This is a genomic window from Gibbsiella dentisursi, from assembly GCF_039539505.1.
GTDB classification, from domain to species: Bacteria; Pseudomonadota; Gammaproteobacteria; order Enterobacterales; family Enterobacteriaceae; genus Gibbsiella; species Gibbsiella quercinecans.
In genome coordinates, this window is record NZ_BAABDG010000020.1 from 1 (window position 1) to 16,235 (window position 16,235).

General features: G+C 54.0%; 12 protein-coding genes. 11 read left to right on the top strand and 1 reads right to left on the bottom strand.

All coding sequences use genetic code 11. The features are described 5' to 3' along the window. The 10 genes from ABFX35_RS24005 to shiA form a co-directional block, all read left to right on the top strand. Positions 1–278: EF-Tu C-terminal domain-related protein (locus ABFX35_RS24005; RefSeq protein WP_479724558.1), on the top strand; the 278-nt coding region annotated here is incomplete at its 5' end. 384 nt (positions 279–662) lie between these two features. Continuing rightward, the gene (secE, locus tag ABFX35_RS24010; protein ID WP_095846272.1) at positions 663–1,046 is read left to right on the top strand and encodes a preprotein translocase subunit SecE; all 384 of its coding nucleotides are present in this window, start codon (positions 663–665) and stop codon (positions 1,044–1,046) included. A gap of 1 nt (position 1,047) precedes the next feature. Then, on the top strand, positions 1,048–1,593 hold the full coding sequence (gene nusG, locus ABFX35_RS24015) for a transcription termination/antitermination protein NusG (protein ID WP_004929914.1): 546 nt from the start codon (positions 1,048–1,050) through the stop codon (positions 1,591–1,593). Positions 1,594–1,749: 156 nt separating this feature from the next. Continuing rightward, positions 1,750–2,178: a 50S ribosomal protein L11 gene (rplK, locus tag ABFX35_RS24020; protein WP_004929911.1), complete on the top strand. Its 429-nt coding sequence runs from the start codon at positions 1,750–1,752 to the stop codon at positions 2,176–2,178. 3 nt (positions 2,179–2,181) lie between these two features. After that, positions 2,182–2,886, top strand: coding sequence for a 50S ribosomal protein L1 (rplA, locus tag ABFX35_RS24025; RefSeq protein WP_346083227.1), 705 nt, complete (start codon positions 2,182–2,184; stop codon positions 2,884–2,886). Positions 2,887–3,217: 331 nt separating this feature from the next. Continuing rightward, complete coding sequence (rplJ, locus tag ABFX35_RS24030; protein WP_095846270.1) at positions 3,218–3,715, top strand: 50S ribosomal protein L10; 498 nt, start codon at positions 3,218–3,220, stop codon at positions 3,713–3,715. Between the two features lie 63 nt (positions 3,716–3,778). Further along, positions 3,779–4,144, top strand: a complete 366-nt coding sequence (gene rplL, locus ABFX35_RS24035) for a 50S ribosomal protein L7/L12 (RefSeq protein ID WP_346083228.1) — start codon at positions 3,779–3,781, stop codon at positions 4,142–4,144. 328 nt (positions 4,145–4,472) lie between these two features. Next, a complete protein-coding gene (rpoB, locus tag ABFX35_RS24040; protein WP_346083230.1) occupies positions 4,473–8,501 on the top strand; it encodes a DNA-directed RNA polymerase subunit beta in 4,029 nt (1,342 codons plus the stop codon). A gap of 141 nt (positions 8,502–8,642) precedes the next feature. Next, complete coding sequence (gene rpoC / locus ABFX35_RS24045) at positions 8,643–12,866, top strand: DNA-directed RNA polymerase subunit beta' (protein WP_095846267.1); 4,224 nt, start codon at positions 8,643–8,645, stop codon at positions 12,864–12,866. A 108-nt stretch (positions 12,867–12,974) separates the two neighbouring features. Beyond that, on the top strand, positions 12,975–14,309 hold the full coding sequence (gene shiA, locus ABFX35_RS24050) for a shikimate transporter (RefSeq protein ID WP_279026373.1): 1,335 nt from the start codon (positions 12,975–12,977) through the stop codon (positions 14,307–14,309). A 77-nt stretch (positions 14,310–14,386) separates the two neighbouring features. Here shiA and ABFX35_RS24055 read toward each other — a convergent pair whose 3' ends face one another. Next, positions 14,387–14,560 (bottom strand): DUF1127 domain-containing protein, encoded by a 174-nt coding sequence (locus ABFX35_RS24055; RefSeq protein WP_346083231.1) that lies wholly within the window; start codon positions 14,558–14,560, stop codon positions 14,387–14,389. A 177-nt stretch (positions 14,561–14,737) separates the two neighbouring features. Here ABFX35_RS24055 and ABFX35_RS24060 point away from each other — a divergent pair, with 177 nt between their 5' ends. After that, the gene (locus ABFX35_RS24060; RefSeq protein WP_279026376.1) at positions 14,738–16,168 is read left to right on the top strand and encodes an aminotransferase-like domain-containing protein; all 1,431 of its coding nucleotides are present in this window, start codon (positions 14,738–14,740) and stop codon (positions 16,166–16,168) included. Positions 16,169–16,235: the final 67 nt, after the last annotated feature.

Genomic DNA, 16,235 nt, shown 5'->3' on the forward strand with positions numbered 1-16,235 from the left:
CCCAGTTCGAATCTGAAGTGTACATTCTGAGCAAAGATGAAGGCGGCCGTCATACTCCGTTCTTCAAAGGCTACCGTCCACAGTTCTACTTCCGTACGACTGACGTGACCGGTACCATCGAACTGCCAGAAGGCGTGGAAATGGTAATGCCAGGCGACAACATCAAAATGGTTGTTACCCTGATCCACCCAATCGCGATGGACGACGGTTTGCGTTTCGCCATCCGTGAAGGCGGCCGTACCGTAGGCGCGGGCGTTGTTGCTAAAGTTATCGCTTAATCGCTGATAACATTTGACGCGACACGCGGTAAAAGGGCATCATTTGATGCCCTTTTTCTACGCTGTGAATTAGAACCTATCTCATCAGCGATTTTGCAGTCATAATATACGCAAAATAATTCGAGTCGCAGGAAGGCTGTGGCATGGAGAATCCCCGGAAGTTTGGCCTCTAAATGGTCAGGATAGGGTGGTTAACCAAGCCAACGCACAGGCAACTTGAAGTATGATGGGTATAATCATTGGTGAGATGGGCTCTTAAACCGTATTGATTGAGATACGTCATAGCGTACACCGAGTGCTGTTCGATCAGCATCTGATCGGTTTGGTTTGCCTCGCATTGCGAGGCAAAGTTGTTTGTTCTGAATCATAGTGACAGGTTGGTTTATGAGTGCGAATACCGAGGCTCAAGGGAGCGGGCGCGGCTTAGAAGCGATTAAATGGCTGATCGTCTTTGTTTTGTTGGTCGTGGCTATCGGCGGTAACTACTACTACCGTGATTACAGTCTGCCATTACGTGCACTTGCCGTTGTGCTGGTTATCGCCATTGCGGGTGCCGTGGCATTGATCACGACAAAAGGCAAAGCAACCGTGGCGTTTGCGCGTGAAGCGCGCACCGAAGTGCGTAAAGTTATTTGGCCAACTCGTCAGGAAACGCTACACACCACGTTAATCGTTGCCGCGGTAACTGCCGTGATGTCACTGATTTTGTGGGGGCTGGATGGTATTCTGGTCCGTCTGGTATCGTTTATTACTGGCCTGAGGTTCTAAGATGTCTGAAGCTCCAAAAAAACGTTGGTACGTCGTTCAGGCGTTTTCCGGTTTTGAAGGTCGCGTTGCCCAATCGCTGCGCGAACATATCAAATTGCATGATATGGAAGAGCTGTTCGGCGAAGTCATGGTGCCTACGGAAGAAGTGGTTGAGATCCGTGGCGGCCAGCGCCGTAAGAGCGAACGTAAATTCTTCCCAGGCTACGTGCTGGTGCAAATGGTTATGAATGATGCCAGCTGGCACCTGGTGCGCAGTGTGCCACGCGTGATGGGCTTTATCGGTGGTACCTCCGATCGTCCGGCGCCAATCAGCGATAAAGAAGTCGATGCGATCATGAACCGCCTGCAGCAGGTTGGGGATAAACCGCGTCCGAAAACGCTGTTTGAACCGGGTGAACTGGTGCGCGTTAACGATGGCCCATTTGCCGATTTCAACGGTGTGGTTGAAGAAGTTGACTACGAGAAGAGCCGTTTGAAAGTCTCGGTGTCTATTTTCGGCCGTGCAACGCCGGTCGAGCTGGACTTCAGCCAGGTTGAAAAAGGTTGATCGATTAGCCAGCAATTGGGTTGATCTGCAGCTTGCCAGAGGCGCGAAATTAAACTACAATTTCGCGCCTTTTGTTTTTAGATGTCCTGCTTTTGGGCGGGATGAAACACGGGGAGCCTCTGAACGAGGCGATACTACCCATACGAGGAAATTTCAATGGCCAAGAAAGTACAAGCCTACGTTAAGCTGCAGGTTGCAGCTGGTATGGCTAACCCGAGCCCGCCAGTCGGTCCTGCTCTGGGTCAGCAAGGTGTTAACATCATGGAATTCTGTAAAGCGTTCAATGCTAAGACTGACAGCATTGAAAAAGGCCTGCCGATCCCAGTTGTTATTACTGTTTATTCTGATCGCTCCTTCACCTTCGTTACCAAAACCCCGCCAGCAGCAGTTCTGCTGAAAAAAGCGGCTGGTATCAAGTCTGGTTCCGGTAAGCCGAACAAAGACAAAGTCGGTAAAGTGACCCGTGCTCAGGTACGTGAAATCGCAGAAACCAAAGCTGCGGACATGACTGGTTCTGACGTTGAAGCGATGACTCGCTCCATCGAAGGTACCGCTCGTTCCATGGGCCTGGTAGTGGAGGATTAAGAGATGGCTAAGCTGACCAAGCGCATGCGCGTGATCCGTGACAAAGTTGATGCTACTAAACAGTACGACATCACCGAAGCCGTTGCCCTGCTGAAAGAGCTGGCCACTGCGAAATTCGTAGAAAGCGTTGACGTTGCCGTTAACCTCGGTATCGATGCACGTAAATCTGACCAAAACGTGCGTGGCGCCACCGTACTGCCACACGGTACTGGCCGTTCCGTTCGCGTTGCCGTATTTGCCCAGGGCCCTAACGCTGAGGCTGCTAAAGCCGCTGGCGCAGAGCTGGTAGGTATGGAAGATCTGGCTGACCAGATCAAAAAAGGCGAAATGAACTTTGACGTGGTTATTGCTTCCCCGGATGCAATGCGCGTTGTTGGCCAACTGGGCCAGGTTCTGGGCCCACGTGGCCTGATGCCAAACCCGAAAGTGGGTACCGTTACGCCGAACGTTGCTGAAGCGGTTAAAAACGCTAAAGCAGGCCAGGTCCGTTACCGTAACGACAAAAACGGCATCATCCATACCACTATCGGTAAGGTTGATTTCGACGCAGACAAGCTGAAAGAAAACCTGGAAGCCCTGCTGGTTGCGCTGAAAAAAGCAAAACCTGCACAGGCGAAAGGCGTTTACATCAAGAAAGTTAGCCTCTCCACCACCATGGGTGCTGGCGTTGCTATCGATCAGAGCGGCCTGACTGCTGTCGCAGTATAACTGCGAAAGGCGAGAAATCGCTTTGACTTGGGGTATAAATTCACCTAGAATCTTATCCCCCAAGGTTTTGCTATTAGCAAAACAACGAATTTTCGGTTGGAGCCTGGCCTAATCCAGGCCTCCGTCCAAGACCGCAGGTGTATCGCAAGGTACTTAATCTTCCTGCGTAGACGGTGACAGAGCCTAAAGAATTTTTTCTTTTTATAAAGAATTTGTCTTTGCTGGATTCTGCTCACCGTGTTAAGCCGCCCGGCGCTGCGTGTTTTCACAACGTGTCGGGTGAAGTGAGTTCCGGGGAGTGTTCCCCGGCTAATCCAGGAGCAAAAAGCTAATGGCATTAAATCTTCAAGACAAACAAGCGATTGTTGCTGAAGTCAACGAAGTAGCCAAAGGCGCGCTGTCTGCGGTTGTTGCGGATTCCCGCGGCGTTACCGTAGATAAAATGACTGAACTGCGTAAAGCAGGTCGTGAAGCTGGCGTTTACATGCGTGTTGTTCGTAACACCCTGCTGCGTCGCGTTGTTGAAGGCACTCCGTTCGAATGCCTGAAAGACACGTTTGTCGGTCCAACCTTGATTGCATTCTCTAACGAACACCCGGGCGCTGCTGCTCGTCTGTTCAAAGAGTTCGCGAAAGCGAATGCAAAATTCGAGGTTAAAGCTGCGGCCTTTGAAGGTGAGCTGATCCCTGCGGCGCAAATCGACCGCTTGGCAACGCTGCCAACTTACGAAGAAGCAATCGCACGCCTGATGTCGACCATGAAAGAAGCCGCTGCCGGCAAACTGGTTCGTACTCTGGCTGCTGTGCGCGATCAGAAAGAAGCAGCTTAAGCCGCTCTTTCTTAGCCTTTGCTAACGTATTCAAACTATTTCTGAATTTTAGGAACAATTGTTATGTCTATCACTAAAGACCAAATCCTGGAAGCAGTTGCTGCTATGTCCGTAATGGACGTTGTTGAACTGGTTTCCGCTATGGAAGAAAAATTCGGTGTTTCTGCTGCTGCCGCTGTAGCTGTTGCTGCTGGCCCTGCTGAAGCTGCTGAAGAAAAAACTGAGTTCGACGTTGTACTGAAAGCTATCGGCGGTAACAAAGTAGCCGTGATCAAAGCAGTACGTGGTGCAACCGGTCTGGGCCTGAAAGAAGCTAAAGACCTGGTTGAATCTGCTCCAGCCGCTCTGAAAGAAGGCGTGAGCAAAGACGACGCTGAAGCTCTGAAGAAAGCACTGGAAGAAGCTGGCGCTGAAGTTGAAGTTAAATAAGTCAACTTTCCAGGTTGCAGCCTAAGCAATTAGGCTGATGGCTGGTGACTTTTTGGTCACCAGCCTTTTTGCGCTGTAGGGTGCCAGTAGGGTTTCACACTGTTTGACTACTGGTTTCCCCCCAATATTTTTTTCTATCGACGACTTAATATACTGCGTGCTCTGCGCTCCAGGAGTTCTGGGGGGAGGCGCAATGAAATGGTTTAAGCGTGATCGAAAGAGATATTGCGGAAAGTGTCCCCACTTTCCGGTCGACAAAATAGTGTTGCATGAACTGTCCCAATCGGACGGACAGAGTGGGTCACTGATCAGCGAGCTGAGGAACCCTATGGTTTACTCCTATACCGAGAAAAAACGCATTCGTAAGGATTTTGGCAAACGTCCACAAGTGTTGGATGTGCCATATCTCCTTTCTATCCAGCTTGACTCGTTCCAGAAGTTTATCGAGCAAGATCCAGAAGGGCAATACGGCCTTGAAGCCGCATTCCGTTCTGTTTTCCCTATCCAGAGCTACAGTGGCAATTCGGAGCTGCAATACGTTAGCTACCGTCTTGGTGAGCCGGTGTTCGACGTCAAAGAGTGCCAGATTCGTGGTGTGACGTTCTCAGCGCCGCTGCGCGTCAAGCTGCGTCTGGTTATCTATGAACGAGAAGCACCAGAAGGTACGGTCAAAGACATCAAGGAACAAGAAGTCTATATGGGCGAAATTCCGCTCATGACCGAGAACGGCACCTTTGTGATCAACGGTACTGAGAGGGTTATCGTATCTCAGCTGCACCGTAGTCCTGGCGTGTTCTTTGATAGCGATAAGGGCAAAACCCACTCCTCGGGTAAAGTGCTGTATAACGCACGTATCATTCCTTACCGTGGTTCCTGGCTGGATTTCGAGTTTGACCCGAAAGACAACCTGTTCGTGCGTATCGACCGTCGTCGCAAACTGCCGGCGACCATCATTCTGCGCGCGCTGAACTACACCACAGAACAGATCCTCGACCTGTTCTTTGAGAAAGTGGCTTTCGAGATCCGTGACAACAAACTGCAGATGGAACTGGTGCCAGACCGTCTGCGTGGCGAGACTGCCTCCTTCGACATCGAAGCCAACGGTAAGATCTACGTTGAGAAAGGTCGCCGCATCACGGCTCGTCATATTCGTCAGTTGGAAAAAGACGAAATTCAGAGCATTGAAGTACCGGTGGAATACATCGCGGGCAAAGTGGTCGCGAAGGATTACATCGATACCAATACCGGCGAACTGATCTGCGCGGCCAACATGGAGCTGTCGCTGGATCTGCTGGCCAAGCTGAGCCAGTCCGGTCACAAACGTATTGAAACGCTGTTCACCAACGATCTGGACCACGGCGCGTACATTTCTGAAACCCTGCGTGTCGATCCAACCAGCGATCGTCTGAGCGCGCTGGTAGAAATTTACCGCATGATGCGCCCTGGTGAGCCGCCAACCCGCGAAGCCGCGGAAAGCCTGTTCGAGAACCTGTTCTTCTCTGAAGACCGCTACGATCTGTCTGCGGTTGGCCGTATGAAGTTCAACCGTTCTCTGCTGCGTGACGAGATCGAAGGTTCGGGCATCCTGAGCAACGACGACATCATCGAAGTGATGAAGAAGCTCATTGATATCCGTAACGGTAAAGGCGAAGTGGACGATATTGACCACCTCGGCAACCGTCGCATCCGTTCCGTCGGCGAAATGGCCGAAAACCAGTTCCGCGTCGGCCTGGTGCGCGTTGAGCGTGCGGTGAAAGAGCGTCTGTCCCTGGGAGATCTGGACACCCTGATGCCACAGGACATGATCAACGCCAAGCCGATTTCGGCGGCGGTGAAAGAGTTCTTCGGCTCCAGCCAGCTGTCCCAGTTCATGGACCAGAACAACCCGCTGTCTGAGATTACGCACAAACGCCGTATCTCCGCATTGGGCCCAGGCGGCTTGACCCGTGAACGCGCCGGCTTTGAAGTTCGAGACGTACACCCGACCCACTACGGCCGCGTGTGCCCAATCGAAACGCCGGAAGGCCCGAACATCGGTCTGATCAACTCCTTGTCTGTGTACGCGCAGACCAACGAATATGGTTTCCTGGAAACCCCATACCGCCGCGTGCGCGATGGCGTTGTAACGGATGAGATCAACTACCTGTCTGCTATTGAAGAAGGCAACTTCGTTATCGCTCAGGCGAACTCCAACCTGGATGATGAAGGCCGCTTCGTAGAAGATCTGGTTACCTGTCGTAACAAAGGCGAGTCCAGCCTGTTCAGCCGCGATCAGGTTGACTATATGGACGTTTCCACCCAGCAGGTGGTTTCCGTTGGTGCTTCACTGATTCCATTCCTGGAACACGATGACGCCAACCGTGCATTGATGGGTGCGAACATGCAACGTCAGGCCGTGCCGACCCTGCGTGCTGACAAGCCGCTGGTTGGTACCGGTATGGAGCGTGCAGTAGCGGTTGACTCCGGCGTTACCGCCGTGGCCAAACGCGGCGGTGTGATCCAGTACGTGGATGCTTCCCGTATCGTTATCAAAGTTAACGAAGACGAGATGTACCCGGGCGAAGCGGGTATCGATATCTACAACCTGACCAAATACACCCGTTCTAACCAGAACACCTGTATCAACCAGATGCCATGCGTATCGCTGGGCGAACCGGTTGAACGTGGCGATGTGCTGGCAGACGGCCCGTCCACCGATTTGGGTGAACTGGCGCTGGGTCAGAACATGCGCGTGGCGTTCATGCCGTGGAACGGCTATAACTTCGAAGACTCCATCTTGGTCTCCGAGCGTGTGGTTCAGGAAGATCGCTTCACCACCATCCACATCCAGGAACTGGCGTGTGTGTCCCGTGACACCAAGCTGGGGCCGGAAGAGATCACCGCCGACATTCCAAACGTGGGTGAAGCGGCGCTCTCGAAACTGGATGAATCCGGTATCGTATACATCGGTGCGGAAGTGACCGGCGGCGATATTCTGGTCGGTAAAGTGACGCCAAAAGGCGAAACCCAACTGACCCCAGAAGAGAAGCTGCTGCGTGCGATCTTCGGTGAGAAGGCTTCTGACGTTAAAGACTCTTCTCTGCGTGTGCCAAACAGCGTTTCCGGTACGGTTATCGACGTGCAGGTCTTCACCCGTGACGGTGTGGAAAAAGACAAGCGTGCGTTGGAAATCGAAGATATGCAGCTCAAGCAGGCGAAAAAAGACCTGACTGAAGAACTGCAGATCCTGGAAGCCGGCTTGTTCGCACGTATCCATGCGGTGCTGGTTGCCGGTGGCGTTGAAGCTGAGAAGCTGAGCAAACTGCCACGCGATCGCTGGCTGGAACTGGGCCTGACCGACGAAGAGAAGCAAAACCAGCTGGAACAGCTGGCGGAGCAGTACGACGAGCTGAAATCCGATTTCGAGAAGAAACTGGAAGCCAAGCGTCGTAAGATCACTCAGGGCGACGATCTGGCGCCAGGCGTGCTGAAAATCGTCAAGGTGTATCTGGCCGTTAAACGTCAGATCCAACCGGGTGATAAAATGGCAGGCCGCCACGGTAACAAGGGTGTTATCTCCAAGATCAACCCGATCGAAGATATGCCTTACGATGAAAACGGCACGCCGGTAGACATCGTACTGAACCCGCTGGGCGTACCATCACGTATGAACATCGGTCAGATCCTGGAAACCCACCTGGGTATGGCTGCCAAAGGCATCGGTGAGAAAATCAACGCGATGCTCAAGCAGCAGCAGGAAGTGGCCAAGCTGCGTGAGTTTATCCAGAAAGCTTACGATCTGGGCGACAACACGCGCCAGAAGGTTGATCTGAACACCTTCTCTGACGAAGAAGTGCTGCGTCTGGCAGAGAACCTGAAAAAAGGTATGCCGATCGCCACGCCAGTGTTTGATGGTGCCAAAGAGCAGGAAATCAAAGCGCTGCTGGAAATGGGCGGTATCCCGACGTCAGGGCAGATTACGTTGTTCGATGGCCGCACCGGCGAACAGTTCGAGCGCCAGGTCACCGTTGGCTACATGTACATGCTGAAACTGAACCACTTGGTTGACGACAAAATGCATGCGCGTTCAACCGGTTCTTATAGCCTGGTTACTCAACAGCCGCTGGGTGGTAAAGCTCAGTTTGGTGGTCAACGCTTCGGTGAGATGGAAGTGTGGGCGCTGGAAGCCTATGGCGCCGCGTACACGCTGCAAGAAATGCTCACCGTTAAGTCGGATGACGTTAACGGCCGTACCAAGATGTATAAAAACATCGTGGATGGCGACCACCGTATGGAACCTGGCATGCCGGAATCCTTCAACGTACTGTTGAAAGAAATCCGCTCGCTGGGCATCAACATCGAACTGGAAGACGAGTAATCGGCTTTCGGCTCTGGCTCCCCGCCTAGGGAGCCAGAGGGTGGTTGTTCAGGTCACACGGGTGCATATTTATCCACAGAGTCCGCAAGGCGAAGGGAATAGCGTGCACCCAACAGGTTTAACTCCGACAGGAGCCAATCCGTGAAAGACTTATTGAAGTTTCTGAAAGCGCAAACTAAGACCGAAGAGTTTGATGCGATCAAGATTGCTCTGGCATCGCCAGACATGATCCGTTCATGGTCGTTCGGTGAAGTTAAGAAGCCGGAAACCATTAACTACCGTACGTTCAAACCAGAACGTGACGGCCTGTTTTGTGCCCGTATCTTTGGGCCAGTAAAAGACTACGAGTGCCTGTGCGGTAAGTACAAGCGCTTGAAACACCGCGGCGTCATCTGTGAGAAGTGCGGCGTTGAAGTGACCCAAACCAAAGTGCGCCGTGAGCGCATGGGCCACATCGAACTGGCTTCCCCGACTGCGCACATCTGGTTCCTGAAATCGCTGCCATCCCGCATCGGTTTGCTGCTGGATATGCCGCTGCGTGACATCGAACGCGTGCTGTACTTCGAATCCTACGTGGTGGTTGAAGGCGGCATGACCAACCTGGAGCGCCGTCAGATCCTGACTGAAGAGCAGTATCTGGACGCACTGGAAGAGTTCGGTGATGAATTCGACGCCAAGATGGGCGCGGAAGCTATTCAGGCCCTGTTGAAAAACATGGATCTGGAAGCCGAGTGCGAACAACTGCGCGAAGAGCTGAACGAAACCAACTCTGAAACCAAGCGTAAGAAGCTGACCAAGCGTATCAAGCTGCTGGAAGCGTTCGTTCAATCTGGCAACAAGCCGGAATGGATGATCCTGACCGTGCTGCCGGTACTGCCGCCGGATCTGCGCCCGCTGGTGCCGTTGGACGGTGGCCGTTTCGCGACGTCGGATCTGAACGATCTGTATCGCCGCGTGATCAACCGTAACAACCGTCTGAAACGCCTGTTGGATCTGGCTGCGCCGGACATCATCGTGCGCAACGAAAAGCGTATGCTGCAAGAAGCGGTAGATGCCCTGCTGGATAACGGCCGCCGCGGCCGTGCGATCACCGGTTCCAACAAACGTCCTCTGAAATCTTTGGCCGACATGATCAAAGGTAAGCAGGGTCGTTTCCGTCAGAACCTGCTGGGTAAACGCGTCGACTACTCTGGCCGTTCCGTTATCACCGTGGGCCCATACCTGCGTCTGCATCAGTGCGGTCTGCCGAAGAAAATGGCGCTGGAACTGTTCAAACCGTTCATCTACGGCAAGCTTGAGCTGCGTGGCCTGGCCACCACCATCAAAGCCGCCAAGAAAATGGTTGAGCGTGAAGAAGCCGTCGTTTGGGATATCCTGGACGAAGTGATCCGCGAACACCCGGTGATGCTGAACCGTGCGCCAACCCTGCACCGTTTGGGTATCCAGGCGTTCGAACCGGTTCTGATCGAAGGTAAAGCCATCCAGCTGCACCCGCTGGTTTGTGCGGCATACAACGCCGACTTCGATGGTGACCAGATGGCAGTACACGTTCCGCTGACGCTGGAAGCCCAGTTGGAAGCGCGTGCGCTGATGATGTCTACCAACAACATCCTGTCCCCAGCGAACGGCGAGCCAATCATCGTTCCTTCCCAGGACGTTGTTTTGGGTCTGTATTACATGACCCGCGACTGTGTTAACGCCAAGGGCGAAGGCATGGTGCTGACTGGCTCGAAAGAAGCTGAGCGCGTTTACCGTGCCGGCCAGGCTTCCCTGCACGCGCGCGTTAAAGTGCGTATCACTGAAGAAGTGAAAAATGCAGAGGGCGAGTGGAGCTCAAAAACCAGCATCATCGATACCACTATCGGCCGCGCCATCCTGTGGATGATCGTACCGAAAGGTCTGCCGTTCTCGATCGTTAACCAGCCGCTGGGCAAAAAAGCGATCTCCAAGATGCTGAACACCTGTTATCGCATCCTGGGCCTGAAGCCGACCGTTATCTTTGCTGACCAGATCATGTACACCGGTTTTGCGTACGCAGCCCGTTCAGGTGCTTCCGTCGGTATCGATGACATGGTTATCCCGGCTAAGAAAGCGGAGATCATCGAAGAAGCGGAAACCGAAGTTGCCGAAATCCAGGAGCAGTTCCAGTCTGGTTTGGTTACCGCCGGCGAACGTTACAACAAAGTGATCGATATCTGGGCTGCGGCAAACGAACGCGTTGCTAAAGCGATGATGGAAAACCTGTCGGTTGAAGACGTGGTTAACCGTGACGGCGTGGTGGAACAGCAAGTTTCCTTCAACAGCATCTTCATGATGGCCGACTCCGGTGCACGTGGTTCCGCCGCTCAGATTCGTCAGCTGGCCGGTATGCGTGGCCTGATGGCGAAGCCGGATGGCTCGATCATTGAAACGCCAATCACCGCGAACTTCCGTGAAGGTTTGAACGTACTCCAGTACTTCATCTCAACCCACGGTGCGCGTAAAGGTTTGGCGGATACCGCACTGAAAACGGCAAACTCCGGTTATCTGACCCGTCGTCTGGTTGACGTGGCGCAGGATCTGGTGGTGACCGAAGATGACTGTGGTACGCACAACGGTATCCTGATGACCCCGGTCATCGAAGGCGGCGACGTTAAAGAACCGCTGCGTGAACGTGTACTGGGCCGTGTGACCGCTGAAGAAGTCTTGAAGCCGGGTACGGCGGATATTCTGGTGCCGCGCAACACGCTGCTGAACGAAAAATGGTGTGATCTGTTAGAAGAGAACTCCGTTGATAGCGTTAAAGTGCGCTCGGTTGTTAGCTGTGAAACCGACTTTGGCGTGTGTGCACACTGCTACGGTCGTGACCTGGCGCGTGGCCATCTGGTCAACAAGGGCGAAGCTATCGGCGTTATCGCGGCACAGTCCATCGGTGAGCCGGGTACTCAGCTGACCATGCGTACCTTCCACATCGGTGGTGCGGCATCGCGTGCGGCTGCGGAATCCAGCATCCAGGTGAGAAACAAAGGTAGTCTCCGCCTGAGCAATGCCAAGTTCGTTGTGAACACGGCAGGCAAGCTGGTGATCACTTCCCGTAACACCGAACTGAAGCTGTTCGATGAATTCGGCCGTACCAAAGAAAGCTATAAAGTGCCTTACGGCGCGGTGATGGGCAAAGGTGACGGTGCAGAAGTTAACGGCGGCGAAACCGTTGCTAACTGGGATCCGCACACCATGCCGGTTATCAGTGAAGTGAGCGGCTTTATTCGCTTTGCTGATATGGTTGATACTCAGACCATTACTCGCCAGACCGATGACCTGACTGGTTTGTCTTCGCTGGTTGTTCTGGACTCTGCAGAGCGTACCGGTAGCGGTAAAGATCTGCGTCCGGCGCTGAAAATCGTTGACGCCAACGGTGACGACGTATTGATCCCAGGCACTGATATGCCTGCTCAATACTTCCTGCCAGGTAAAGCGATCGTTCAGTTGGAAGATGGTATCCAGATCAACGCCGGTGACACTTTGGCGCGTATACCGCAGGAATCCGGCGGTACCAAGGACATCACCGGTGGTCTGCCACGCGTTGCGGACTTGTTCGAAGCGCGTCGTCCGAAAGAGCCTGCTATCCTGGCTGAAATCAGCGGGATCATCTCCTTCGGTAAAGAAACCAAAGGCAAACGTCGTCTGGTAATTTCTCCGTTGGATGGCAGCGATGCTTACGAAGAGATGATTCCAAAATGGCGTCAGCTCAACGTGTTCGAAGGCGAAGTTGTGGAACGTGGTGACGTCGTATCCGACGGCCCAGAGTCCCCGCACGACATTCTGCGTCTGCGTGGTGTGCATGCGGTTACCCGCTACATCACCAACGAAGTGCAGGAAGTTTACCGTCTGCAGGGCGTTAAGATTAACGATAAACACATTGAAGTTATCGTTCGTCAGATGTTGCGTAAAGGCACCATCGTTAGCGCGGGTGGTACTGACTTCCTGGAAGGTGAGCAGGCAGAAATGTCTCGCGTTAAAATCGCCAACCGTCAGTTGGAAGCGGAAGGCAAATTGCCGGCAACCTTTACCCGTGACCTGCTCGGTATCACCAAGGCATCCCTGGCGACCGAGTCCTTCATCTCTGCAGCATCGTTCCAGGAAACGACGCGTGTTCTCACCGAAGCGGCGGTTGCCGGTAAGCGTGATGAACTGCGCGGCCTGAAAGAAAACGTCATCGTGGGCCGCCTGATCCCGGCGGGTACCGGTTACGCTTATCATCAGGACCGTATGCGCCGTCGTGCGCAGGGTGAAGCACCAGTAGCTCCGCAAGTGAGCGCGGAAGAAGCAACGGCTAACCTGGCCGAGCTGTTAAATGCTGGCTTGGGCAACAGCGACGACGAATAATCGTCCTGTTTCCTGTTAAAACCGCCCGGCTGGGCGGTCAGGTAGCGAAAGCCCCGGTCATTAAGGTCGGGGCTTTTTTTTTAAAAGAACAGACATGATGGGATAGGCATGGAAACGTCAACAACGGCGGTATGTTCGCCCTCTGACAGTAAAGCCTCCGTTATAACGCAGTCCCGGGCACGCCGAGCGGCCTGGGGCAGTTTTGTTGGGGCGGTTGTCGATTGGTACGATTTCTTACTCTATGGCATTGTTGCCGCTCTGGTATTTAACACCGAGTTTTTCCCCCAGATCAGCCCAACGATGGGGACGCTGGCCGCGTTTGGTACCTTTGGCGTGGGTTTCTTGTTCCGGCCGCTGGGCGGAATGGTGTTCGGGCACTTTGGCGATCGGCTTGGGCGCAAACGCATGCTGATGATCACCGTCTGGTTGATGGGCATTTCAACTGCGCTGATCGGCCTATTACCCACTTTTGACTCGATTGGCTGGTGGGCGCCGGTGCTGCTGGTGTTTCTGCGTGCTGTCCAGGGCTTTGCCGTTGGCGGTGAATGGGGCGGTGCCGCGCTGCTGGCGGTGGAGTGCGCGCCAAAAAAGAAAAAGGCCTTTTACAGCAGTGGGGTGCAGGTGGGCTATGGGGTTGGCTTGCTGCTGGCGACCGGCTCTGTTTCGCTGGTGAGCCTGTATACCACTAACGAAGATTTCATCGCCTGGGGCTGGCGTTTACCGTTCCTGTTGAGCGTGGTGCTGGTGGCGTTCGCCTGGTGGATCCGCTCGCGGATGGATGAATCGCAAGAATTCGAAGCCAACAAAGCGCTACAGGAAAGAACCGACAAAATCCGTTCCTTCCCGATCGTTGAGGCGTTGCGCCGCCATCCTAAAGCGTTTTTGTTGATTATTGCGTTGCGGTTGGGGGAGCTGTTGACGATGTATATCGTGACGGCGTTTGCGCTGAATTATTCCACCACCTATTTGGGCATGTCGCGCGAGTTCTTCCTCAATATAGGCTTGTTGGTTGGCGGCATTAGCTGCATTGCCATCCCGTGCTTTGCCCGGCTGGCCGATAACTTCGGGCGGCGGCGTATTTATGTCACCGGCGCGCTGTTCGGCGCTCTGAGCGCCTTCCCGTTCTTTATCGCGCTGGAAGCGCAAAACTCGCTGTGGATCCTGTTTTTCGCCATCATGTTGGCCAACGTGGCGCACGATATGATTGTCAGCGTGCAACAGCCGATGTTTACTGAGCTCTTTGGCACCGCCTACCGTTACAGCGGCGCTGGGGTAGGCTATCAGGTTGCCAGCGTTGTCGGCGGCGGCTTTACGCCGTTTATCGCCGTGTTGCTGGTTGAACTGGCCGGCGGCTCCTGGCATGCCGTGGCAATCTACTTGGCGGTGGGCTGCCTGATATCGGCGGTTGTTGGTTCACGTATGAAGCCGCAGCATCTTGATTAATGCGTTTAATGCACGTCATGCCGGTTTTGCCGGGATGGCGTGCCGCGAGCCCTGTTCAGGCATTTAGCCCTTTCCCATCATAAGCGATCCACATCGTCCCGTTTTAGGCCAATATCCTTCAGCCTGTCATCATTCATGGCCATGAGGATCTTTTTGGTTTTTGCCCGTTCCCGCCAGGCGCGCCACTTCCGATGGATAAAAGTCAGCACTGCATATACAGGTTGTGGCCATTGTTTGTTTTGCTGTTCCATCGAATATTCCCCCTTGGTTATTGCACCTGTCTAGGATGCAGGGAGAATCTGTTCTAATATAGCTGCAGAAAATGATTACTTTTAACATACAGATTGCCTGTCAGCGCATCTGAATGGTCTTTTTTAGCCCTATCTGTACTGGTTTTCCTGTTGCTCGTATTCAACCGGGGGATACTGATGACGCGCTACCAACACCTTGCCGCCTTATTGCAACAACGTATTGAACACGGCCTATACCAGTGCGGCGAGCGGTTGCCGTCCGTTCGTGCTCTGAGCGAAGAGCATGGCGTGAGCCTGAGCACGGTTCAGCAGGCTTATCATCTATTGGAAGCTCGCCGGTTGATCATTCCGCAACCGCGCTCGGGGTACTATGTTGCGCCGCGTAAAGCAGCGCCACCGATGCCTGGTCTGACGCGCCCGGCGCAGCGCCCAGTAGAGATCAGTCAGTGGGAGTCGGTGCTGGAGTTGTTCAATAACTGCCCGGAAAACAGTGAGTTTAACTTTGGCGGCGGCTCGCCAGACATTGATCAGTCATCACTGGCCCCGTTATGGAAATCGCTCACTCGCCTGTGCCAACGTCAGGATCCGCGGGTGATGAGTTACGGCAATATGTTCGGCGCGGCCGAACTGCGAGAACAAGTGGCGCGTTTGACGTTGGACAGCGGCTGCCGGCTGACCGAGGACGACATCGTTATCACCACTGGTTGCCAGGAAGCGTTGTTTACCGCTATCCGGGCGGTGTGCCAACCCGGCGATATCGTGGCGGTGGAATCGCCCACCTTTCCCGGCACCATGCAGATTCTGCGCGGATTAGGGATTAAGGCGATTGAAATCCCGACCTGTGCCGTTACCGGCATTAGCCTGGATGCGCTGGAGCTGGCGTTGGAGCAGTGGCCGGTTAAAGCCGTATTGATGGTGCCAACCTGCAATAATCCGCTGGGATTCACGATGCCGGATAAGTATAAGAAGGCGCTGATCGTACTGGCCCAGCGTTTCGATCTCGCCATTATTGAAGACGACGCCTATGGTGAGCTGGCCTATGAATATCCACGGCCAAGGACCATTAAATCTTTTGATGAAGATGGCCGGGTATTATTGTGCAGCTCCTTTTCCAAAAGTATTGCTCCCGGTTTGCGCGTCGGCTGGATCGCCCCGGGCCGCTATCTGGAACGGGTATTGCACACCAAATACATCAGCACCGGCTACACGGTGACCCATACGCAGTTGGCGGTGGCCGAGTTTATCCGCCAGGGCGATTACCAACCGCATCTGCGGCGCATGCGTATGCAATATAAAAGCAATCTGGAGGTGTTTACCTGCTGGGTGCGCCACTACTTCCCGAGTGAAATATGCGTCAGCCGCCCACAGGGGGGCTTCCTGGTATGGATTGAACTGCCGGAGTCGTTTGATACGCTGCGCCTGAACCGTGAGGTGAGCACCGCCGGCATCAAGATTGCGGCCGGATCGCTGTTCTCGGCATCGGGTAAGTACCGTAATTGCCTGCGCCTGAATTATGCACGGCCGTTTACCGAAGAGATGGAGAAGGGGCTGCGGCTGTTGGGTGAAAGCGCCGGCCGTCTGCTGGAAGAGGCGGCCGCGGTCAAATAATGGCCGAGCGCCAATATGGGCCGCGCGCTGCACCCATATTGGCGGGGGAACGGCAGTTGTGCAGGCC